The sequence below is a fragment of the Flagellimonas flava genome (assembly GCF_050617915.1).
Classification (GTDB): Bacteria; Bacteroidota; Bacteroidia; order Flavobacteriales; family Flavobacteriaceae; genus Flagellimonas; species Flagellimonas flava_A.
In genome coordinates this window covers 404,098-427,705 of record NZ_JBODQE010000005.1, presented here as the reverse complement: position 1 = coordinate 427,705, position 23,608 = coordinate 404,098, and the positions used below count along the sequence as shown (strand labels likewise).

18 protein-coding genes and 1 tRNA gene are annotated in these 23,608 nt (G+C 40.0%); 8 read left to right on the top strand and 11 right to left on the bottom strand.

Annotation, left to right across the window (positions count from 1 at the left end; translation table 11 throughout):
• The first annotated feature begins 60 nt into the window (after nt 1-60).
• Nucleotides 61-534, top strand: coding sequence for a tetratricopeptide repeat protein (locus ACRHOZ_RS15235; RefSeq protein ID WP_431127128.1), 474 nt, complete (start codon nt 61-63; stop codon nt 532-534).
• A 117-nt stretch (nt 535-651) separates the two neighbouring features.
• On the opposite strand, the gene ACRHOZ_RS15230 is transcribed toward ACRHOZ_RS15235, so the two are convergent.
• Together ACRHOZ_RS15230 and ACRHOZ_RS15225 are read right to left on the bottom strand one after the other, a co-directional pair.
• Nucleotides 652-1,869 carry a phage integrase SAM-like domain-containing protein gene (locus ACRHOZ_RS15230; RefSeq protein ID WP_431127125.1) on the bottom strand — a complete coding sequence of 406 codons (1,218 nt, stop codon included), beginning with the start codon at nt 1,867-1,869 and terminating at the stop codon, nt 652-654.
• A gap of 566 nt (nt 1,870-2,435) precedes the next feature.
• Complete coding sequence (locus ACRHOZ_RS15225) at nt 2,436-3,197, bottom strand: hypothetical protein (RefSeq protein ID WP_431127122.1); 762 nt, start codon at nt 3,195-3,197, stop codon at nt 2,436-2,438.
• Between the two features lie 311 nt (nt 3,198-3,508).
• On the opposite strand from ACRHOZ_RS15225, the gene ACRHOZ_RS15220 reads away from it, so the two are divergent.
• Nucleotides 3,509-4,537: an AAA family ATPase gene (locus tag ACRHOZ_RS15220; protein WP_431127119.1), complete on the top strand. Its 1,029-nt coding sequence runs from the start codon at nt 3,509-3,511 to the stop codon at nt 4,535-4,537.
• 15 nt (nt 4,538-4,552) lie between these two features.
• Here ACRHOZ_RS15220 and ACRHOZ_RS15215 read toward each other — a convergent pair whose 3' ends face one another.
• Nucleotides 4,553-6,979: a S8 family peptidase gene (locus ACRHOZ_RS15215; RefSeq protein WP_431127116.1), complete on the bottom strand. Its 2,427-nt coding sequence runs from the start codon at nt 6,977-6,979 to the stop codon at nt 4,553-4,555.
• A 436-nt stretch (nt 6,980-7,415) separates the two neighbouring features.
• On the opposite strand from ACRHOZ_RS15215, the gene ACRHOZ_RS15210 reads away from it, so the two are divergent.
• Complete coding sequence (locus ACRHOZ_RS15210) at nt 7,416-8,411, top strand: IS110 family transposase (protein ID WP_431127114.1); 996 nt, start codon at nt 7,416-7,418, stop codon at nt 8,409-8,411.
• Between the two features lie 856 nt (nt 8,412-9,267).
• Nucleotides 9,268-9,930, top strand: a complete 663-nt coding sequence (locus ACRHOZ_RS15205; protein WP_431127111.1) for an ATP-binding cassette domain-containing protein — start codon at nt 9,268-9,270, stop codon at nt 9,928-9,930.
• Nucleotides 9,931-10,105: 175 nt separating this feature from the next.
• Here the strand turns inward: ACRHOZ_RS15205 and ACRHOZ_RS15200 are convergent, their stop codons facing one another.
• The 4 genes from ACRHOZ_RS15200 to mce form a co-directional block, all read right to left on the bottom strand.
• Nucleotides 10,106-10,939, bottom strand: a complete 834-nt coding sequence (locus ACRHOZ_RS15200) for a hypothetical protein (RefSeq protein ID WP_431127108.1) — start codon at nt 10,937-10,939, stop codon at nt 10,106-10,108.
• 97 nt (nt 10,940-11,036) lie between these two features.
• A complete protein-coding gene (locus ACRHOZ_RS15195) occupies nt 11,037-12,260 on the bottom strand; it encodes a site-specific integrase (RefSeq protein WP_431127105.1) in 1,224 nt (407 codons plus the stop codon).
• A 223-nt stretch (nt 12,261-12,483) separates the two neighbouring features.
• Nucleotides 12,484-12,557 (bottom strand) — tRNA-Ile (locus ACRHOZ_RS15190).
• Nucleotides 12,558-12,615: 58 nt separating this feature from the next.
• Entirely contained in the window at nt 12,616-13,023 is a 408-nt protein-coding gene (mce, locus tag ACRHOZ_RS15185; protein WP_431127103.1) for a methylmalonyl-CoA epimerase, read from the bottom strand.
• A gap of 103 nt (nt 13,024-13,126) precedes the next feature.
• Here mce and rbfA point away from each other — a divergent pair, with 103 nt between their 5' ends.
• Together rbfA and ACRHOZ_RS15175 are read left to right on the top strand one after the other, a co-directional pair.
• Nucleotides 13,127-13,519 carry a 30S ribosome-binding factor RbfA gene (gene rbfA, locus ACRHOZ_RS15180; RefSeq protein ID WP_420401368.1) on the top strand — a complete coding sequence of 131 codons (393 nt, stop codon included), beginning with the start codon at nt 13,127-13,129 and terminating at the stop codon, nt 13,517-13,519.
• 2 nt (nt 13,520-13,521) lie between these two features.
• Nucleotides 13,522-14,730, top strand: coding sequence for an FtsX-like permease family protein (locus ACRHOZ_RS15175; RefSeq protein ID WP_431127099.1), 1,209 nt, complete (start codon nt 13,522-13,524; stop codon nt 14,728-14,730).
• Here the strand turns inward: ACRHOZ_RS15175 and dusB are convergent.
• Together dusB and ACRHOZ_RS15165 are read right to left on the bottom strand one after the other, a co-directional pair.
• Nucleotides 14,727-15,719 carry a tRNA dihydrouridine synthase DusB gene (gene dusB, locus ACRHOZ_RS15170; RefSeq protein ID WP_431127097.1) on the bottom strand — a complete coding sequence of 331 codons (993 nt, stop codon included), beginning with the start codon at nt 15,717-15,719 and terminating at the stop codon, nt 14,727-14,729. The two genes, ACRHOZ_RS15175 and dusB, sit on opposite strands and share 4 nt — an antisense overlap.
• 51 nt (nt 15,720-15,770) lie before the next feature.
• On the bottom strand, nt 15,771-18,188 hold the full coding sequence (locus tag ACRHOZ_RS15165) for an outer membrane beta-barrel protein (RefSeq protein WP_431127094.1): 2,418 nt from the start codon (nt 18,186-18,188) through the stop codon (nt 15,771-15,773).
• 154 nt (nt 18,189-18,342) lie between these two features.
• On the opposite strand from ACRHOZ_RS15165, the gene lepA reads away from it, so the two are divergent.
• The gene (gene lepA / locus ACRHOZ_RS15160; RefSeq protein ID WP_431127091.1) at nt 18,343-20,139 is read left to right on the top strand and encodes a translation elongation factor 4; all 1,797 of its coding nucleotides are present in this window, start codon (nt 18,343-18,345) and stop codon (nt 20,137-20,139) included.
• Between the two features lie 4 nt (nt 20,140-20,143).
• Here the strand turns inward: lepA and ACRHOZ_RS15155 are convergent, their stop codons facing one another.
• Both ACRHOZ_RS15155 and ACRHOZ_RS15150 read right to left on the bottom strand, forming a co-directional pair.
• Nucleotides 20,144-20,458, bottom strand: coding sequence for a hypothetical protein (locus ACRHOZ_RS15155; protein ID WP_431127089.1), 315 nt, complete (start codon nt 20,456-20,458; stop codon nt 20,144-20,146).
• A 153-nt stretch (nt 20,459-20,611) separates the two neighbouring features.
• Nucleotides 20,612-22,438, bottom strand: coding sequence for a cation:proton antiporter (locus tag ACRHOZ_RS15150; protein WP_431127086.1), 1,827 nt, complete (start codon nt 22,436-22,438; stop codon nt 20,612-20,614).
• 288 nt (nt 22,439-22,726) lie between these two features.
• Here ACRHOZ_RS15150 and ACRHOZ_RS15145 point away from each other — a divergent pair, with 288 nt between their 5' ends.
• On the top strand, nt 22,727-23,593 hold the full coding sequence (locus tag ACRHOZ_RS15145; protein WP_431127084.1) for an MBL fold metallo-hydrolase: 867 nt from the start codon (nt 22,727-22,729) through the stop codon (nt 23,591-23,593).
• Nucleotides 23,594-23,608: the final 15 nt, after the last annotated feature.

The window sequence follows — 23,608 nt, the reverse complement described above, 5'->3', positions numbered from 1 at the left end:
GAGTCGATCTCGTGCACTTGATTTGCACTGCTCACTTTCATCCGCCGCAGGTGGTATACATTGACCGCCCTATCCAATAAGATACCACTTACAGATTGGCTTTGGGGGTTTGCATTATGGATTTTACTATTGGTTCTTGCAATCATTTGGTATTTTCCGAATAGAGGAACTCCTTTTGAAATAGGGTGTAAGTATTATTTTGGTAAAAACGTTCCTGTTAACTATGGGAAGGCCAAGAATTATTTCAAAAAGTCGGCCGATACAGGTTTTGCTCCAGCACAATATAATTTGGGAATCATGTATTTGAACAATCAAGGGGTAGAAAAGAATGTTCAAACCGCAATATCCTATTTTATGTTGGCATCTGATCAAAATTATACAAATGCACAAGTACAATTGGGGAATCTATATTTTAACGGTAAAGAACTGCCAAAAAATTTAGACAGAGCCCTATCGTTTTACAAATCTGCTTGTAAAAACGGCAGCCAAGATGCTTGTAACATGGTAAAACATATAGAAGAAAAGATTAAATAAGTTTTCTAGATATAGCTCAGATCGTTTTGTGCTTTAAGCTTGATCAAGCTGAAAACTATAAAATTTTACAGCTTCCGTCAACAAAATTTATAGATAAGGAACTTTATAGTTACAAACCTATATTTCCACTAATTTTTTATTGTAACCATCTAATACCTCGCTTGGCAAAGACTTAAGGTATATTTGAGTAGTTGATAGGCGATTGTGTCCTAGCATGGCTGAAATGGCTTGTAAGGGAACATCTTGCAACATGGCTTGTGTAGCAAAACTATGACGAGACACATATGAAGTCAATCGTTGTTCGATATTACACTTTTTTGCAATTTCTTTTAACCCTTTATTGTATCTCTTTCGTGCCCACAATACATCTTTGTATTGAAGTTCAAAAACCTCTCTTTTAACTATTGGAAATATGAAGTCTGATTTGTCTTTATCCCGAAGATAAAAGGAAAGAATCTCTTTTAATTGAGGTGTTACATTTATATCATAGGGTTTAGAAGTTTTTCTTCTTTGGAATTTAATACGATTATCTACGATATTTTGAACCTTCAAAAATGCCAAATCCATAAACGAAATTCCATAAAGCATATAAGACGATAAAAAATAGTTTCTATAATGAAACAAAGAGTCTGTTTCTTCAAGCTTTAAAAGCATGATTGACTTAATACTCTTGATATCAAGGGCTCTTTTTTCAGTAGGAGTTGTTTTAATTCTATAATGTGTAAAGGGGTAAACATCTCTTGAAACTAAATCAGATTTTATAGCTTTATTAAAAATAGCCTTTATTGTTCTCATATACGCTGAAAGACCGTTTACAGAGTTCCCTCTAGAAAAATGCCAACTCTCAAACCTTTTTAGAAAGTCGTAATTAACTTCGTTGAATTTGATATCATTCCCAGAGGTAAATTTTTCCAATACTTTGATTACAGCATAGTATGTGTTCGCATTTCCAAAGCGTTCTGCAGCCTTCAACTCGTTAACTATTTCCTTACTATATTCAAAAAATGATTCGAATGAGGCGGTTTTTATGATTTTGCTTTTGAGTTGTAGAATGGATAAAAAATTAAGTTCATCTTTCTCGTGCAGGTCATTAATTATGTCCACCGCTCTAGTCTTTTCCTTCAAAAGCTGATTATTCAATTTACTAACTGATGAAGTACCTTTGAACGCTCTCCTTATCTTCTCGTTTTTATTGTCCCAAAACTCCTTTTGCACAGATTGGCCTAAACTTATTGACGTTGTTTTGCGAAAATGAGTCAATCGTAAAATAACTGGGTAGGAGGCATCCTTTTTCTGCCTGCGCGTATCCAAAGAAAGTTTTACATTAGTGTTCATCCTAATCAAAGGTAAAAAAAATTTGCACGCAATTTGCACGCAAATAGATGGATTTGTTTGTTGTAAAATAAATATAAATTTAATTAAAACATTTATTAATAATTAGTTATATATAATTTTGATTCAGCTTGGCATGCTAATCCTCTTGCTGGCAGGCAAGAGGCCACCGGTTCGAATCCGGTATTCTCCACTAAAGGGATAATAAGTTGTTTGGACTTTTTATCCCTTTTTTAATTTCTACATTTAGCTGGGAATTCTTCAGGAAAAGAAAAACCTTGTCCAAATGAACAAGGTTTATATCTGTTAGTAACTTAAAGTAATGTTTTGTGGTCCCACCTGGGACTGAACTATTTTTATATTGGTCTCATTTTCAGTGACTTGCAAATGAATAAGTTTGATTACTCACCAAAAAACTCACCAAAACTGTATCGGATTTTAAATGAACTTGTTTATGGTTAAATGTAATTATTATTTATCAAAATGCTACCCTTAACAGGTTTGTTTTGCTTCAACTAGTTAAATTGATTCTGAAATATCTTTTGACTTACCCATTTTTAATTTTAGTATCAACTTTTATCTTTTTTCTCCTTGCATACCGAAAGAAACCTTATGCCTAACGACGTTATCCGGTATCCATAATCATCAGTGTCGTATTCGGCTTCAATCGGATAGTATTCACTTTCTTCAACCCCCTTATGTTCTATTTCAAGCTCATCGATAATAATTCTAGGGGGCATTTGCTTTAAAAGCCCCAACCTTTGTAGATTAGAATATTCATAATTCTCAAGGCCATCCACTACAAATCCTTCCTGTTGTACTTTGTTTACTCTAGTGTATAATTCGCGATTCTTCCACTTGTAATAATATTTGTGTTCCTTCTTCAAATCAAGCAGTTTAATATGGTCAATCATATAAGATCTTTCTTTTTGCCCAAATTCAAATAATCTATCATATTCATTTGATGATATCTGGGTCAAGAGGTACGGAAATATTTGATTTTGCAAATTCTGTTCGGAATCAGCAAGGTTACCTATCATGAAAGCCCACTTATCTTGCATCTTCTCATCTTCTTCGAGGGAGGCGCTTTCTAGTAGGGGAACAAGGATTTTGGTTGGGATTTCCTTAATATCCATATTTTTATCCTTTACATACTCCTTTGCTTTTGTTAAGATTTTCACTTGATTTTTAAATCGAAAATACTTTATCTTATCAGACATTAACAGTCCAACTTCCTCTATAGTTGGTCCAATGAGTGTTTCCACAAAGTCTTTCACCAGCTCTAATCCCTTCTCAATTGTAGATGATTTTATGTTTAATTCTTTTGTCATTTTAATCTTTGATCAATGCTAACAAAACCAATTTGTTAGCTTACCCAATTTACTAAATCAATATAGCAAAATAACAAATTCTTACAATCCATTATCGGGTTAGTCATTTGCGCAGGTTGCTTTAAGTTTGATTAAAATTCTATGCAGTTCTATGTAGTATGGGATTAACCCATATAAAAACGGCATAAAAAATTTAACCCAAAAATTCCTTTACTTTGTATAGTAATTTGTTCTATTTTAATTATACTACAGTTATACTTAGATTATATTCTTGGTATGCTTAGCTACAACCTAATCCGCAGAATTGCCTTGTGAGTCAGTTTGATTACATAAAAGAAATTGCAAAATATGGTCTTGAGAATGATCAGGATGGTCTTTTGTCTTCATTGAATGAGCTCATAGAATACTCTAAAAAAACCAAAAAAGTAAACTTTGCCATTCAGTTGCAATCCATATTGAAGGATGCCATTAAAGAGCAGCGCACTAGTGGATTAAGCAAAGTAGGTTCCGATACATATTATGACCGTGTTGTGGATAGGGAAGTCGGCGACCTAATTTTGGAAAAGTTGACTTCGGAATATAGTTTTGAAAATCTGGTTTGTGGTGACCAGGTGAGAAAACAATTGGATTTCTTTGTTAAGGAACATGAATCCCTAAAATTGTTGCAGAAGTACAATCTACCAGTTTCTAATAAGGTTTTGCTCCATGGTCCGTCAGGATGCGGTAAGACTTTGGCTTCTTATGTCATCGCAGGGGAATTGAAGAAGCTTATGATTGTGGTGAATTTGGGTGCCATTGTTTCATCCAAGCTTGGGGAAACGAGTAAAAACTTGGCAAAAATCTTCAGGAAAGCGGCCACAGAAGACTGCATCATATTTATTGATGAGTTCGATTCGTTGGGAAAAGTAAGGGATTACAATCAAGATCATGGAGAAATGAAACGCGTGGTGAATACCATTTTACAACTTTTTGATTATTTACCACAAAGCAGTATTGTTATCGCTGCCACTAACCAAAAAGATATGATTGATGATGCTCTGTTAAGAAGATTCGATACCAATATCGAGTTTCCGTTACCCGACACGGAAAATATAAGGGAGCTTATCAGACTAACCTTAAAAAATGGCAATTTCAAATTCGACAAACCTAGGGCTATAAAAAAGGCCATCTCAATTGCTGAAGGTCTTTCCTACTACAGCATTCAAAAAGCATTAGTAACCGCTATAAAAAGAAGTTTGTTTGATCAACAAGAAAAAGTCAGAGATATAAAACCAACAATTCATATTGATATATGGAAGGAACTGCTTTTAGAAGAAAAGCAGACGCTCAGTAAGGATTAGTCATCGGTGCCCGGCTCACTCATTTTCCAGTTCGATATCAATTCCCGCATCGCTTTCTAACTCAGTTATATTCTCGACTTCATTAATAGCACTCATTTCGGCATAAAGTTTTCCTGTCTTTTTAGCATCTCGAAGGGTTTCCTCAATGGTAATGGCCATAGAAAAAGGGTGTTCCTTTGCGTACTTTTTTGTGTCTCCCAAAAGTTGAGAATTCACGAGACAGTGTACAGCTAATTTAAATGTAAGCTCTTCATCTTTTAGGTCCTTCTCACTAATCGAGAAACTAATTTTTTGAGTATTAGAAGCAGGGATGGGTTTCTGTTTCCACCGATTGTTTTGCGACCAACTTGATTTCAGCTTGGATTTTATATCTTCCTCTTTTTCTAAGATTTGGGTTCCAGAATGATTTCTGAAAATCGAAAAGGCCATTTGAAGTGGACAATATCCAAGGTGATTGTTCATTACAGGTTCAAAACTAAAACATAGTGTTGCAGTACACTTAAGTAGACCAATGCTTTTTCCAAGGTTTCCGGCTGTAAGATAGGTGGGGAAGTTCAAAGGAAAAACTTTCATTTGATCTGGAGTTATTTTATCTTCAATTACAAATGTTATTTCGTTATCAGAGGAATTAAGGCTTCTTAAAGGTTTGACTAGTCCATTTCCCACTGTTTTATTTTGGAAAGGTCTAAGGTTATCATCAAACCTAATATTTTCCAAAGACGCACCGTTAACAATCAAAGCCTTGATAGTCTGAGCACTAATAGCAGGATATTTTTTTTGAATTTGTACGGCAGTATTCGCAACCAAAGGGGTAGAGAAGCTTGTACCAGAATCCTTGTAAAAGCCAAATGCTGGATTAGCGGAAAGCACCTCGATTGAGGCATTCTCTCCTACTCCAATGAAAAAACCAGACTGTTCATAATCCCCTCCAGCATCGATGACATCAGGTCTAAACAATTGTTTGTTCTGTTTATTGCTGGGTAACAATCCGCTTAAATCCAAATGGCTTTTCCTAGAATAAAGAGCAGGAAACTCTCTGCCCTTGGAAATGCCTTCAAAAACACCAGTACTCAAATTATCAGCTGCAGCACCCACGACTACATTATTCATGCTTTCTGCAGGAGTACATAGATTGGTGTCCTCTTCAGAAAAGTAATTAAGGTCATACCCTAGTTGGGCGGAAGCATTATTATTGTTTGCAGTACAGATAAAAATGAGACAATCATTTTCATGTGTAAATTTATCCAATTTGTAGGCGTATGATGAAAAGCCCTCATTGGTTGGCTTAGGGGCTGGGAAACAAGTGGTCAGTACGAAAATTTTGATTTCAGGGTATTCCTGCTTGGCTCCCTTTAGTAGGCTAATGACCTCCGCAATAGATAAAAAACCACTATTTGCGTCCAATATCTTCATAGACAGTAATTTGGCATGTGCAGGATATTCCCCTTCGAAATTAGTCAAATACGGTTCCCGACCCAATGAAGCCAATGCAGCTACCGATGTGCCATGTCCATAGCCGTCGTTGGCATTATCAACAAAGACACTGGTTGTTGTCAAATTGAATCTGTCATCTTTCAACAAAATACTTGCTAATGGTGTTTCACTGCTAATCCCAGTATCCAGAATGCCTATAATAGGAAGTTCTTCATCCGCATTGTTTATTTCGAAACCGTAAGACCTTTCTACAGTATTCAGTTCCGAAGGTCGCACCGTGGTAGCCAAGGAAGAGGTTATGCTCAACACAATATCAAAGTTGCTGGCAATCTCCTCAATTCGTTCTTGAGATGCCCCGTGGATTTCCAAAACACTTCCTTCCTCCACCAATCGAAATTCATAAGCATTTTCTTGGAGATATTCTTCTAGTTTCTGATAAATCGCGACTGATTCTGGAGAGCCAACCGGAAATTCAATTAACTGAAAAAACATCAAAGGTGTTCGCTCTTCATAACTTAATATTTCCGATGTGGTCAGTAATCGAAAGTCACGAACAAAACGGATTCTTGCAGGATATTCTGCATTGTTCACTTCACCTGATTCCTTGGCTATAAATTGTTCAATTCCTTTTACAAAGGTTTGAAACAGTTTCTCATCCGCCACGGCAAATAAGCCTTCCCTATTGAACTCTGAAAAATGGACCCCTGCCAGACCAAAGTCGTTATACCATCTTTGGTATTCTTTAAGATTGAATTGATCCTGGAACCTAATACGAATAAAATCGTAATGTGCGGGAATTTCTAAATCTTCATTTCTTTGTTCATGCCTATTTTCGATATCAGAACTAAGCTGTACCAAAGAACCTCGAAAACGCTTGACCATGGGTTCATAATTAGGTTCTGGTTTCGCTTCCTCCTTATCACTTCCAAATCCATAATTGAATTCCATGGTGACTGGATTTTCTTTTTGTGTATCGGATTTAAGTTTCACGTGTGGCTGTATGGCCATAGGTGTTTTGATTTTGTTGTAATACAATTCTTAAAGATACAGTAATCTTATCATCCGAAATACACTAGATGCTTAGCTGGGAAGCGTTTTTTCTATTCAGTGTACTCTATAATACTAATACGTGTTTTAGCGAGCGAAACAAGGTTTCGCGCTGCAAGCGTCCCAAATACCCTTAGATTGGATTCCATATAAGAACCATGTTGATGATGTTGAAAAGAGGGGGTCCGGGGGAGACTCACAACTTCCTTTTTTGTGGATAACTTTGGTTTTTAATGGAAAAAGAACGGAGTGAACTCTTTACACAAATAGTCCATCCGGACCATGATTAGTATTAGTCTCCGTTCTTTATAACCCGGTTACAAGGACCAAATAGAATTTTAGGAATTACCTGTTAAAGGTTTTAGTCAAAGTAACCATTTTTAAACACTATAAAGTTATGGAAATCAAGGAGACCGTTGGCATTGATGTCAGCAAAGTGACATTGGATGTATGCATCCATTCAACCGGGAGCAAGGGCAAGTTCAGGAACGATCCCAAGGGGTTTAAGAAACTGGTGGATTGGGCTTTTAAGGAGAGTTCGGTAGCCAAAGAAGGAACCCTATTCGTTTTTGAACACACCGGACTATATTCCCATGCCCTATCCGATTTTTTTGTCTCCGAGAACCTTCCATGCCATATCGTGCCCGGTCTAGAGGTGAAACGATCTCTGGGAATTGCCAGGGGAAAGAGCGATTGGGTGGATGCCCAGAGGATTGCGCTCTATGCGTACCGTCTGAGGGACGAGATCCAACCTTCCAAAATCTCAGATGTCAAAATCAGGCGATTGAGCGCAATGTTCTCATTAAGGGCCAAGATGGCCAGGCAAAGGGCCGGGTACAGGACAACCCTTAAAGAGCAGAAAAGCGTTTTAGGAGCCAAGGATTACAAGGTGCTATTCGATATGCAGAAGAGCATTGTGGAGGTCCTTTCTGGAAAGATGCTCAAACTTGAGGGCCAGATGATGGAAGTGGTCAATGGGGACAAAGAACTCAAGGAACTGTTCGAACTGGTGACCAGTGTCAAGGGAGTGGGTCCCATCACCGCCCTATTGGTGATCGTCCACACCAACAGGTTCACGAAGTTCAAAACTTGGAGAAAATTCGCATCCTATTGTGGTGTGGCACCCTTTCCAAACCAATCGGGAACCAGCATAAAGGGGCGTTCCAGAGTGTCCCATATCGCCAATAAGCAACTGAAGGGCATCCTGAACATGTGCGCGACCGCCGCCATACAGTACAACCCGGAAATGAAACGTTATTACGAAAGGAGAACGCAAGAGGGAAAGAACAAGATGAGCACACTGAACATCATAAGGAACAAACTGATCGCCAGGATATTCGCGGCCGTCAATCGTGGGACACCATACGTGAGCGTTTATGGACATGCCACCTAACACATTATTTTTTCCTTCAATATCGCCCCCCACAAAACAAGGGGTGTATTGAATGGGAAAAATAATGCACTTATTATATCATTTTTTATTTGGAAAACTCATAGAATACTAATACTACTGAGCGAGGTAAAGCATATAATTGGAAGCAAATTGGGTCAATTTTTTACTGTGTTTATTAGGCCTCCCAAAGGATTTGACCCAATTCACAAAAAACATTGATTGGAAAACGACTGGTCCCCTGTATTCCTGAACCAACCAAAAAAGTATCATTTCTTTATTCATGGTTTTTGTGTTTTTACTGTAAATTTTTTCAATGTTTATAGGGGTTCCTAGTGTTTTTACAGTAAAAAAATAAAAATTCATTCATGAGAATGAGCTAGCAAAAGCCCTAATTTCATTGGCCTTTTGGCCATAAATTGGATAACGTAGCACCGCTTTAGCGTGCTACCCTCTCGCTATCCCATTTTCTCCGCTACGCTCCTAAAATCGGGAATAGCTAAAATTGGGTTAAATTCGTCCTTAGGAGCAGACCCATACCATATTTTTGATAATACTGACAAGACCATCAATTATAAAATTTGGAAGTATATTTTAATTATTACAAGTACGTACTAATCTATAACCTTACTTTTTCTACTGCCATTGCCCTTGTACTGGGGCCATTGTTGGGGGGTTTGGTTTTTGCCACTTTTGGCTTGGTTTTGGGCATCATTATATATAATATCATCCATAAAAACCAGTACTACTTTTTCTACAATTTGGGTATTACCAAAAGAAAATTGATGTTCAATGCATTCCTAATTAACCCCTTTGTCTCACTATTGGTTTGTGCAGTGTTCTATTCTATGTTTCGTTGATGGCTGAGTTGAAAGTTGAAAATTTATCAAAAAGTTTTGGGGACAATCAAGTCCTTGATAATATAGGCATTGGTTGCAGGACAAATGAAATAGTGGGCGTTTTTGGTCGCAATGGTACTGGCAAATCAACCATGCTCAAGTGTGTTTTTGGAACTCTTAAGGCAGACTGCATAAACATGGAAATCGATGGTATCAAAACAAATCCAAAGCAGATAATACCAAATCGTAGAATAGGGTACCTTCCACAGGAAAGTTTTCTTCCAAAAAACATAAAGGTCAATAAGGTAATCCCCATGTATTTTCCTGACAGTGAACGGCAGGATAATGTATTTTATGCCCCGGGAATTCATGGAATTGAGAATAGAAGAATCAAGGATTTGTCCTTGGGGGAACTTCGCTATTTTGAATTGGTATTGGTTTCTTTCTTAGATCACGACTTTCTTTTTTTGGATGAGCCGTTTTCAATGATTGAACCTCTTTATAAGGATCTTATACGGGATTTTCTTATCGACTTGAAAAAGGAAAAAGGGATTATCCTAACTGACCACTACTATAGAGATGTCTTGGCCGTGGCCGATAAGAAGATCTTGATCAAGGACTCAAAAACATTTGATATTCTGAATGAGGATGATTTAGTGAGCCGAGGATATTTAAAAAGTTAAATTCGTTACCTGCGCTCTATATTGTTAACCATGTGAATATTCTATGGATTTTATGCTAACTATTTTCCCCATCAATCCGTCAATCTTTTTATAAGAGGCGTATTAAGGGAAGAACATTTTTAAGCTTTTTGAGTGGATAAAATGAAATAAGATATTATTTTAAAGTCGACAAGGTTTATTCCAATCCGTTATTTTTTCTATATAGCTCTCCCCTGGCCAATAGATATTCCCAAAGCAACAGTTGGTTGCCCTCACTGACCAATTTTTGAAATTGTTTATCAACCTCACAGAAATACATGAAATCTGAAATTCTTTCATGCGGAATTTTCAGTTCATTCAAGAAAAGAGAATCAACAATGGAAGTTCTTATATCCTGGGTTTGTTGATATTTCTTATCTATTTCAACCCTTTCCTTGAGCATTTTGGTTCTACCGCTTAATCTATTCAATATTTTATTGACGTTTATTGCCGCACCAATAATATAGTAATAGAAAAACTTACCATGATCTGCATCATGGAGCTTGTTCTCACTTTGCGAGATGATTTTTACATCCGCGTTGGGTAATTTAAGTGCCTCGGCACTGACATCTTTTTGTAGCTTTAGGGTATTCAAATCCTGAGTCAATTTACCAGAAAGATTATATGGCTGTACTACCACTTCTCGTAGCTTGTTGACAAAAACTTCCATAGGCACGACGATATAGGAAGTCCCATAATAGATGGAGTCATTAATTATCACTGTTTTTCTTTTTAGATGTACGGCCGAAAAGACCAAAGTATCATTTGGTCTAACCAATATTTGAAAATTCCCAATGGAATCTGTGATGGTTCCCGTTCTTGCAGAAATGTTCTGAACATTCACAGAGCTATTCTCGGAAGTATCAGGGACAACTTTACCGATAAGTGTTTTCTTTTGTTGTCCAAAAGCAAGACCACATCCGAGTAGTAGAATACAAACAATAATTACCCTTGCCCTAATGCTGGAAACAATTCTCACTTTTGATGCCACATTTTTTAAACAAGTTTACTTACCTCAATGGCAATTAAAGGAACTAAAACCATTCTCCAGCTCCAATGTGTTTATAAAAAACTTAACAAAAACCGTGTTAAATACCCGCATATTTACTCCTGACCAATTCCATGTCCTCCATAAGTTTTTTGTCAAGCACCTTGGCGTATATCTGTGTGGTCTTTATGGACTGGTGCCCAAGCATCTTACTGACCGATTCGATGGGTACTCCATTGGCCAAGGTAACAGTAGTGGCAAAAGTGTGCCGGGAAAGGTGGAAGGTTATCCGTTTGTTTATCCCGCACAATGACGATATTTCCTTTAGGTACTGGTTTGACTTTTGGTTGCTCAATACAGGAAGTAAGGGTACATTTTCAGCTTTCTGTGAGCTCTTTTTATACTTCTCCAATATTCTTTCCGCCATTGGCAAAAGTGGGACAGTGCTCTTGACCTTGGTCTTTGTTCGCAAGATCTTTATCCATCGCCTACCATCTATTCCTAATGCAATATCGTCTCTTGTCAATTTTTTGACATCAACATAGGACAGACCTGTAAAGCAGCAAAAAATGAAGACATCCCTCGCTCGCGCTAAACGCTCCGATTTGAATACCTTCTCCATCAATGTTTGTAGTTCGGCCTCGGTCAGTACCTCCCGTTCGGTTTTCTGCCATTTGGCCTTCCAATGGAAGAAAGGGTCAGAGACAACCCAATTATTGGCAAACGCCATTCGCACTATCTTCTTGAAATTGGTCACATATTTGGTAATCGTATTATGGCCTCCCGCGCTGACCATATGAAGATAATGCTCAAACCGGGTAATAAACCCTAAATCTACATCCTTGATAAAAAAATCTCTCTGTCCATACTCTTTTAGGATGAATCCTTCCAAATGGTTTCGTGTCCGTACATGCCTTCTATAGGTGCTATAGGTATAATCCTTCCCCATTAAGCTTTTCACCTTAGCATTGTGGCCATCATAAATGGATAGTACCGTTTTGAGTTCATTGCCCTTGTTCAACAGGCATCCTTTTAACATCGATGCCGTATAGGGCCTTGCCTGTGCCACAAATTCCCCCTGTATACGACGTATACGTGTTCTCAGTTCATCAAGGTAGCCGTTGATCTCTTCTGGTATCCGTCCCCTTCCTTTGACCTTGCCCGAATTTGGGCACCAGTCCTCGGGGTTCACTTTTCTTTTTAGGCTGAGTTCGGCCCTCTTGGAATCGACCGTGATTCGAAGGAAAAGAGGGGACATTCCGTTCTTATCGGAGTCACTGGTCTTTGGGTAAAAAAGGATGGAAAATGTGTTTTTTGCCTCCATAACCGTGCTTTTTGGATTTTAATATCGATTACAAATCCGAACAAAGAATTGAATATCAACTCTTTAACATAGTTTGGGTGGCATTTTTGCGAATAAAAAAGTACTCACCGATTTACTCACCAGAACGGTTGATTTCAAATGGTTTTATATGAAATCAATGAAAATGAAAAAGCCTGAAAACAGTTCATTTTCAGGCTTTTAGGTAAATTTTGAAATCTTCCTGTGGTCCCACCTGGGCTCGAACCAGGGACCCCCTGATTATGAGTCAGGTGCTCTAACCAACTGAGCTATAGGACCCGCAAATTGCGGATGCAATATTACTACTTATTTTTCTTCGTCGCAAGGTTTTAAACCGCTACTCTTCCTTTATCTCCTGACAAAGTTCCACCAAAACCCCATTGGTTCCCTTGGGGTGTAAAAACGCCACCAGCTTGTTATCAGCCCCCTTTTTGGGTGTTTCGTTCAATATTCTAAAGCCTTCTTTCTTTAACCGTTGTAGTTCCGATTCAATGTCTTCCACGGCAAAGGCAATGTGATGAATCCCCTCGCCTTTCCTATCCAAAAATTTGGCAATGGGGCTATCCAAGGTAGTCGCTTCCAACAGTTCCACTTTATTGGGCCCCGATTGAAAAAAGGAAGTCCTTACCCCTTCCAAAGCAACTTCTTCCATTTTATAAGGTTCAACACCCAACAGTTTTGCAAACAATTTGTTTGACTCCCCAATATTTTTAACGGCTATCCCAATATGTTCTATTTTATCCATATTTCTTGCTTTTTTGAATCGTTTGCAGGTATTTCTCTCCAAAATTAAGCACTGTCTTCTTATGATATCATGAGGTTCGTCATTTATTCCGTTATTTTGCAGTATGGAAACACAGCGGCAGAAGAAAATTGCGGGGATCATTCAAAAGGATATTGCGGATATCCTTCAACGGGCCGCAACAGATGGAGGTTTAAAAGGAACATTGATTTCAGTTTCAAAGGTCTATGTTACCACCGATCTTTCCATTGCCAAGGTCTACCTTAGCATATTCCCAAATGATAAGGCCAACGAATTGTTGGATGGGGTCAAGTCCAATCAACCCCTGATCAAGCACGAGTTGGCGCAACGAACCAAAAATCAATTGCGCCGGGTTCCAGAACTTAGTTTCTATCATGATGATTCCTTGGAATACATCGATCAAATTGAAAAATCATTAAAGGGAGAAGAAAACCCCATTGAGAACAGGGACTTGCTTGCCAAACGAAAGAAATCCTGATTTTGAACTTTCCATTTTATATCGCGAAGCGCTATTTACGGTCAAAAAGCAGTCAAAATGCGGTAAACATTATCAATTTCATCACATTTTTAGTGATCGTTATTGGATCCGCTGCGCTATTCATTGTGCTTTCGGCCTTCGCTGGGCTAAAAACCTTTAGTCTTTCCTTTACCAATACTTTTGATCCAGATCTTAAGGCACTTCCAGCCTATGGGAAGCACTTTTCCATTGCTCCAGAGGAAGAAAACAAGCTACAGCAGGTACAGGGTCTGGCCAACTACTCCAAGGAACTGGAGGAACGGGTCTATCTCACCTTTAGGGACAAAAGCCATTTTGCCTACATCAAAGGCATTGATGGAAATTACAGATCTGTAACCGGCGTGGACAGCACCCTGTATTTTGGCAATTGGGGAATTACAGAATATAACGGAGTGGTGGGAATCGGTATTTACAATTTGCTGAATGTTCCTTTGGACAATTACCAAACTCCTTTGACCGCCTTGGTACCAAAGCCAGGAAAGGGTTCCATTTCTCAGCAGAGTTTCAGCTCCAAACCTTATAATGAATTGCCGTTGGTTGTGAGCGGGGTCTATGCGGTTGAGGAAAATCTGGATAAAAAATATGTGTTTGCCCAGCTGCCCCTTGTGCAGACTTTTTTGGAAAAGGATAGTACTCAAATCTCTGGAATCAACTTTAAATTGAATGGGCAACTTCCTTTGGAAGACGTTCGAAACGAACTCAAAACAATTTTGGGCAATAAGGTGTTGGTGCTCAACAGACAGGAGCAGAACAGTACCCTTTATCGCATGCTCAACACCGAAAATCTTGCAACTTATTTAATCTTTACCCTGGTTCTGATCATTGCTTTGTTCAATGTGGTTGGGGCCATCATAATGATGATCTTGGACAAACAACAAAACTCCAAAACCCTTTTTAGCCTTGGCGCCACCATTAAAGAGCTGCGCTCCATTTATTTTACCCAAGGTCTTCTTGTTACCACATTGGGTGGACTTATCGGGGTGCTAATTGGGTCACTTTTGATTGGGTCGCAACTTGCTTTCGGTTGGTTAAAAATTACACCTTCCTTGGCCTATCCAGTAGAATATAATTTGATGAATGTTGTGGTGGTGGTGGGCACCATTGTAGTGCTTGGGTTTATTTCTTCCAAAATAGCCAGTAGTAGGATTAGCAGGCGTTTGATTGCTTCCTAAACAAACTGAAAATCTCCGAATTTTTCCAAAACCTCATCGAATGCAGCAAAAACATCTGAGGAATCGTCGCTGGTTACCATTTTCATGCGGTACTCCTTGAAATGGGGAATACCTTTGAAGTAATTGGTATAATGTCTACGGGTTTCAAAAACCCCTAACTTTTCACCTTTCCAATCAATGGCCATTTGTAGGTGTCTTCGAGCAGCATCCACGCGTTCTTCCATGGTGGGAGGTGCCAAATGTGTTCCTGTCTTAAAGTAGTGCTTCACCTCCTTAAAGAACCATGGATTGCCAATGCTTGCCCTTCCGATCATTGCTCCGTCAAGTCCAAATTCATCCCGCATTCTCACGGCGGCCTCAGGAGTGTCCACATCCCCATTTCCGAATACTGGGATATGCATTCTGGAGTTATTCTTTACTTCTGCAATTGGTGCCCAATTGGCGTCGCCCTTGTACATCTGCACCCGGGTTCGACCGTGAATGGCGATAGCTTGAATTCCCACATCTTGTAATCGTTCCGCGACTTCTATAATCTTGATGGAATCCGAATCCCATCCCAATCTGGTCTTAACCGTAACGGGTAAATGCGTCCGCTTTACCATTTCCTCGGTTAGTTTCACCATCAAGGGAATGTCCCTAAGAATTCCGGCACCAGCATTTTTGGATACCACCTTCTTCACGGGGCATCCAAAATTAATGTCGATTATGTCAGGTTTGGATTTTTCAACAATATCAACAGCCTTCAGCATAGAATCCAGTTCAGCACCAAATATTTGGATTCCCACTGGGCGTTCCTTTTCGTAAATATCCAGCTTGATCACACTTTTGGCTGCATCCCTGATAAGCCCTTCCGACGAAATGAATTCGGTGTAGACCACATCTGCACCCTGTTCTTTGCACAGGGCCCTAAAAGGTGGGTCACTAACGTCCTCCATGGGAGCAAGCAGCAACGGGAAATCCGGGAGTTCTATGTTTCCAATCTTTGGCAAATCCTTCTTTTTTAGGATTGCAAAAATACAAAATACAGGAAAATCAGGGAGTTACTCGCTCTCCAATCGGTCACGCTCTTTTTTCTCGATGGCCCGCTCATTATCCTGTAGCTTAAAGTTTCCGAAATTATAGGTGAACCCAAATCGGATAAACTGGGCCTCCGGTCTGCGTCTGTAAAAATTGTACTGATTAAGGTATCTTGAGGTGTATGTGGTAAGGTATCGTTCAAGCAGGTCTTCTGCGGCAACAGAAATACTTGCTCGATTGTTCCAGAGGGATTTACGCAATCCCAGGGTCAGATTCAACTGCTCATCTGAGATATACGAACCGAATAAAAATTGGGATATATAAGTCATGGTAAGTTCTCCAGTAAAAGTGCCATCTTTGGAGAGGGTCAGGTAATTGGCCAAATAGCCATAAACCCCATCCACTTCGTTGGTGTATTCCTGATTGTTGCTTTCCACTGCGAGAAACGTCTCTTCTTCATGAAAAAAGGAAGTGTACGCATACATAAACCAAAATGGGGTTATCCCCTTGCTAACTGTGAAATCCAGACCATAGGACTTACTTGCCAACATGTTTTGTTTCAACTCCACCAAGGTTTGCTCATCATTGTCCTGAAACACCAAATACCCAATATTGCGTCCGTTGTCTCTGTAATAAATATCAACAAAGAACTCGCTGTTCAGGGAGTAATTGAAGTTGAAATTATTGCTGAAACTTGGCCTTAAACCAGGATTGCCCTCTTCAAAGTCATTTTCGTTGAAAAAGACCCGAAAGGGGTTTAGGTCATTGTATTTAGGTCTGTCCACGTTTCTTCCATAGTCAAAGGCAAAGCTATGTTTGTCAGATGGAGAGTATAGTATATAAACGGAAGGAAAGGGTTCAAAAAAATCCACGGTATTGGTCTCATCAAGAGTTTGTGATGTTCCATCGGCTTCGGTTAGTTCCCCTCTAACGCCTAATTTCATAGACCATTTATCCCAGCTCTTGACCCAACTCAAATATCCTGCATAAACCTTCTCATCATAGGAAAAAACATCGGACAAGGATGGACTAACAGTGTCATCCGACCCAATAAAATTCCGGAAGTCTACCCTGCTTTCGGAAGTAATGGAGGACATCTTAAGCCCTGTTTCAAATGAGCTGGATCCCAAGGGCGTTGAGAAATCTGCCTGTCCCGTAAAAATTTGTATGTCCTGTTTGGAATCCGTGTCAAAGCCAAAATTTCGTATGAACATGGCATTGTCGTCAAAATAATTGGAGTTCAAATTTTGAAACGATTCCCCATTATAGTTGGTAAAGTGTCCATTAAAAGTGAGCCTGGCTCCTGGTTTCTTCAGTTTATGGACATATGAAAGGTCAAAGGCCAAGTTGGAATTGTCCAAATCGGCAATATTCCTGGTCACAAAAGTTGAATCCAACTGCTGCTGTCCATCCCTAATTTCCGCATTCAAGTCTATTTCCCTTTCCTGTCCAAAATTAAAGGCCAAATTGGAAGTAAGGTTAAGGCTGTTTCTTTCATCAAAATCGTAGTCCAGTATAAAGCTGGCATTCTGAGCCTGGGAAGACAGGGTTTCATTGTATAAGGTGGTCCATCTCGAAAAAATCGAATTGGTGTCATCCATATAATTTGTTCCCTTTCTTGTCTTCTGCAATTCTTTTTTTTGGCTTATGGAATAGTTGGCAAACAGGTTGAGTTTGTCCGTCTTGAAATAGTGGCTCATCCCTGTGGCAAATTTTGGGAACGAGGCCTGGGTATAACTCCCGTTGATACTGCCTTTATACCCTGGCGTAATGTTTTTGGAGGTAACAATGTTCAATATGGGACCGCCTTCAGCGTCGTAGCGCGCTGGGGGATTGGCAATTACTTCCACTGATTTTATATTGTTCCCTGAAAAGCCTTCCAACAATTCCTTTACTTCTTGACCAGAGAGCTGCACCTTTCGGTCATTCAGATAAACAGTGGCACTTTGCCCCTTTATCTGTAAATCTTCCTGATTTACAATAACCCCTGGAGTGCTTCTCAATATGTCCCAAGAACTTCCCTGTGAAACAATGGTGTTCTCAACGGAAAAGACCAGTCTGTCTGGCAGTCTTTGCAGCGTTGGTCGCTTTGCGGTCACCACAACCTCGTCCAGGGTATTAGTTTCCAGAGGAATAATCAAAGCTCCCAAGGAAACGTTGCCGGCAATATCCAATGCTCTTGGTTCGGAGCCCCTACCCACATAACTGGCCTGTAATAAATATAGGTCAGGTTCAACCTCGTTCAAAGAAAAGTAGCCCAACTCATCTGCCGATGTTCCCATAACAAAAGTGGAATCAACTGCCTGTAACAAAAGAATGTTGGCATATGGAATTAAATTATTTTCTTGATCTACAACCTTTCCCGTAATCTGGTAAGTCTGTGCAAGCAAGTGCGTGCAGGGGAAAAACGCCAATAAAAAAATAAAGGCAAGGTGTCTCATTTAGTCTTGGGGTTGGATATCAAATCTAAGAAAATATTTTAGAGCCATATACGTCGTCCTTACGTCATATTTACAAAAAACCAGTAGTCGGGTAGCTAAAAGAGCTATATTTGCAGTTGCTTTAAAGCCTAAGATTTTACGGGCAATTATTGATATGGAGAGGATTAGGAATTTTTGCATCATTGCACATATAGACCATGGTAAAAGTACCTTGGCAGACCGCTTATTGGACTTTACAGGCTCTGTTACCGATCGGGAAAAACAGGATCAGCTGTTGGACAATATGGATCTGGAGCGGGAGCGTGGAATTACCATCAAGAGCCATGCTATTCAAATGGAATACGTTCATGAGGGAGAAACTTATATCCTCAACCTTATTGACACCCCTGGGCATGTGGATTTCTCCTATGAGGTTTCGCGATCCATCGCAGCCTGCGAAGGCGCCCTTTTGGTAGTTGATGCGGCCCAAAGTATCCAAGCCCAAACCATATCAAACTTATACTTGGCCCTGGAAAACGATTTGGAAATCATTCCCGTGCTCAACAAAGTGGATTTACCCAGTGCCAACCCAGAGGAAGTTACGGATGATATTGTTGACCTTTTGGGGTGCACCCCAGAGGAAGTGATTCCAGCCAGTGCCAAAACCGGTATTGGAATAGAGGATATCCTCACTGCTATCATAGAGCGGGTTCCCGCTCCTGAGGGAAACCCAAATGAATCCCTACAGGCCTTGGTGTTTGATTCCGTTTACAATCCTTTTCGAGGCGTGGAAACCTATTTCAGGGTCATCAATGGAGAAATAAGGAAAGGGCAGAAAATCAAGTTTGTGGCCACCAACAAGGACTATTTTGCCGACGAAATTGGCACCTTAAAATTAAATCAGGTTCCCAAGCCCGTTGTTTCCTCTGGAGATGTGGGGTATCTTATTACGGGGATCAAGGACGCTAGGGAGGTCAAGGTTGGGGACACCATAACAGATGCCAATAAACCCACCCAAAACGCCATTGAAGGTTTTGAGGACGTTAAGCCCATGGTTTTTGCTGGAATTTATCCTGTGGACACGGAAGATTTTGAGGAGCTTCGCTCCTCCATGGAAAAATTGCAGTTGAACGATGCTTCCTTGGTATTTACTCCTGAAAGTAGTGCCGCACTTGGTTTTGGCTTTAGATGTGGATTTTTGGGCATGTTGCACATGGAGATTATCCAAGAGCGATTGGAGCGGGAGTTCAACATGACCGTTATTACTACGGTGCCCAATGTTAGCTATCACGCATACTCTACCAAGGACAGGGAAACAGCAATCATTGTTAATAATCCTTCGGACTTGCCCGATCCTTCCACAGTAGATCGTGTTGAGGAGCCTTATATAAAGGCCACCATTATCACCAAGTCGGATTTTGTGGGCAACGTGATGTCTTTATGCATTGAAAAGCGGGGTCAAATCACCAATCAAACCTATTTGACCACCGAGCGGGTGGAGCTCACTTTTGATATGCCCCTAGCTGAAATCGTTTTTGATTTTTACGACCGATTGAAAACCGTTTCAAAAGGCTATGCCTCTTTCGATTATACCCCAATAGGAATGCGAACTTCCAAATTGGTCCGCGTGGATATCTTGTTGAATGCGCAGCCTGTTGATGCCTTATCTGCATTGGTTCATTTTGATAACGCCCATAGTATTGGGAAGAAGATGTGCGAAAAATTAAAGGAGCTTATCCCAAGGCAACAGTTTGATATTCCCATCCAAGCGGCCATAGGTTCCAAAATCATTTCCAGGGAAACCATAAAAGCGCTTCGGAAAGATGTTACCGCCAAATGTTACGGGGGTGATATTTCCAGAAAGCGTAAACTCTTGGAAAAACAGAAAAAGGGGAAAAAACGCATGCGCCAAGTGGGGAATGTGGAGATTCCACAACAAGCGTTTATGGCAGTCCTTAAACTGAACGACTAGGAAATTACTCTGCAAAATCCAACCTGTCCAATTGGCATCCCTCGGCAACAAATTCCTTAGGAGTTTTACCTTCTAATTCTTCTGGTCCAATAGTCTTCATGTTTTCTCCTGCTAAAAACAAAGTATAAGTGTCGTCCATATTATCACAAATTTCAAGCTTGTAACCATTTTGTGCTATACACGAAAAACATTCAGATGATTTGACTACTTCAGGGGAATCCTTTGTTGATTCCAAAGTCTCAGCCATCTTAATCGCATCAACTGAACAACCAATTGTTAAGGTAATCAACCATAACCATACAAGTGTAGACTTTTTCATTTTTGAAAGATTTAGGTAACTCATAACTGGGGTAAAGTACCAACAGATACAACCTAAATCATGCTCCAAATTGACGGATGGCCGTTTTCAATTGACGGATGAAGGGATTTTTGCTAAAAATGTAGTTTTGAGAGGAATCCTAAGACTGGGATTCTAGTCAATATTAATGGTTTTTCCCATATACACCAGCTTGTAACCATTCCCGTTTGGAGAAAAGTCCTTGCTGTTGGCAGGGATAACGTCTATGACCCCAGTTGGGGCTTTTGTGAAAACAGGGATGATCTCGCTGTCCTTTTGGGCCAGATCGATCAGATCATCATAATGTTGTTTGTCCTTTAGGTCTATTTCTTGAATGGCAGGGTATTTCCGCACCACCTCAATCAATTTGATGAAGTCGTCCGTATGGGAGAACAGCCCTTCTTGTGGGTTGTTGTCAGGATCGTTCATCTCATCTGAGTTTACCAATCTGAACGCCCCGTTTTCCCCAAATTGCCGTTGGAATTTTTCAATAGCAAATTCATTAATGTCCGAGTTTCCGGTTAAGGCCAACAAAAAACCCATGTCGTTCAGTTCAATGTTGTCCGTCAGCGAGTCCGAAAAAATATCGGCTGTCATAGCTTCAAGTCCCAAACGTTGTGCTTTTTCAATATTGGCTTGGTTGTTATCTATCAATACCACATGCCTATTGTTCTTTTTGAGGTAGCTCCCAATAAGACGGGACACTTTGGAAGCGCCAATGATCAACACTCCTTCGGATTTCTTTAAGAACACCCCCACAATTTTGGCCACAAAACGGGCTGTAGTCGCATTCAAAAGTACCGTTCCCAACACAATCATGAACACCAAAGGCGTAATGTATTCAGCTCCTGGTTCCCCTTTGCTCAACAGCTTGGAGCCAAATAGCGAAGCTATTCCCGCCGCAACAATACCCCTAGGGCCAACCCAACCAATAAAAAGCTTTTCATTGAGTTTCAAATCGGAACCCATAGAACTTAGAAAAACACCCAACGGCCGTATCACAAAAACAACCACGGCAAACAGAATGGCCGTGTTCCAATTAAAAATGAGCTCCAAGTCACTAATATTAATGTTGGCCGCCAAAAGGATAAATAAAATGGAAATCAGCAAAACACTTAGCGATTCCTTAAAATATAGGAGCTCTTTCAAATTGGGCAAATTCATATTTCCCATGACCATTCCCATGACCACCACGGCCAATAATCCCGATTCATGGGCAAACACATCTGATTCCACGTACACCAACAGCACCACAGAAAGCGATACCACATTCAGCAAATAATGTGGCACCAGGTTTTTTTTGATGACAAACCCCAGGGCATGGGCAAAAGTGAAACCAAAGGTGGTCCCGAACAATAGGATTTTGCCAAACTCGATCAATGCGGTTTTGGTAAACGCCTGGCCTTCTCCCACACTAATAAATTCAAAAACCAATACCGCCACCAAGGCTCCGATGGGGTCTATCAAAATGCCTTCCCATTTAAGCACTGCTGAAACATCTTTTTTTAATGGGATGTTTCTCAGAATTGGTGTTATTACGGTTGGTCCTGTGACAATGATCAATGCAGAAAACAGGAATGAAATTTGCCAAGTAAGTTCAAATATGTAATGCGCAGCTACTCCAGCTCCAAAAAAAGTAACCACGGTCCCCACAGTAATCAGTTTGGTGATTACCGGACCCACATTCTTTATTTCGGCTCGTTTAAGGGTAAGTCCTCCCTCAAACAGAATGATGCTGATGGCCAAGGATACAAAATAGTAGAGGCCCTCTCCAGGAAAAAGTCCCTTTTTCCCATTCCAAATGGGCTCAATTAGTTTGCCTCCATCCTCCGTGTACAACGTGGCAATTGGACCTACCAAAAGCCCGATCAGAATCAACGGTAAAATAGCGGGAAGTTTAAAGCGCCATGCCACCCATTGTGCAATGATTCCCAAAATTATAATGCCCGCAAGCTCTACCATGAGTTAGTTTTCTTGAAATTTAACGTTTTTCTTTTAGAATTTTGTCAAACTTATGACATTGGGTACTTCTTTCTTCATATTGTGATATTTTGAGGCCCCATTCCTAAAAAAGAACGATTGTTGCGTGTTCAAGAAACCAAGGCCATGATCTATTTTGGGCGGCAGCTCACCAAACTTTTGAGGCCATCCGTGCCTGTTTGATTTTTGTTAAAATACGGCCAATAAACCCATGTTTTTTAACTATTTAAGGCTTGCTTTTCTTATTTTGCACGCCATTTGCTTTTCTGAATGACTATTTATCCCGTTGAGACCGGAAATTTTAAATTGGATGGGGGGGCCATGTTTGGAGTGGTGCCCAAATCTATTTGGAGCAGAACCAACCCGGCAGATAACAACAATATGATCGATTTGGCCGCGCGCTGTCTTCTCATTGAAGATGGCAATAGGCTCATTTTGGTTGACAATGGTCTGGGAAACAAGCAATCAGAAAAATTCTTCAGTTACTATTATCGTTGGGGAAACCACAGTTTGGATGCTTCATTGGAAACATTGGGGTTTCATAGGGATGATATCACGGACGTTTTTTTGACCCATCTCCATTTTGACCATTGTGGGGGAAGTATCCAATGGAATACCGATAGAACGGGGTATGAGCCTGCTTTTAAAAATGCACGGTTTTGGTCCAACAAAGAGCATTGGGAATGGGCAACCCATCCAAATGCTAGGGAAAAAGCCTCTTTTCTAAAAGAAAACCTTTTGCCCATGGAAGAAAGTGGCCAACTTCATTTTGTAGATCGGAAAGAAGTTGCATTTCAAGAGCGTTCAGAGTTGGGGTTCGGCATTCTTTTTGCAGATGGACATACGGAAAAACAAATGTTGCCCCATGTTACCTATAAGGGCAAGACCTTGGTTTTTGTTGCAGATTTGATTCCAACAGTTGGGCATATTCCCTTACCTTACGTTATGGGTTATGATACTAGACCTCTACTAACCTTGAAGGAAAAGGCTAATTTTTTGAATACAGTTGCGGAAAACAATTACCTCCTCTTTTTTGAGCACGATGCACACAACCAATTATGCACCCTCAAAAAAACGGAAAAAGGCGTGCGCCTGGATCAATTGTTTTCCTTTGATGAAGTATTCAATTCACAATAAAGTTTTACATTTCAA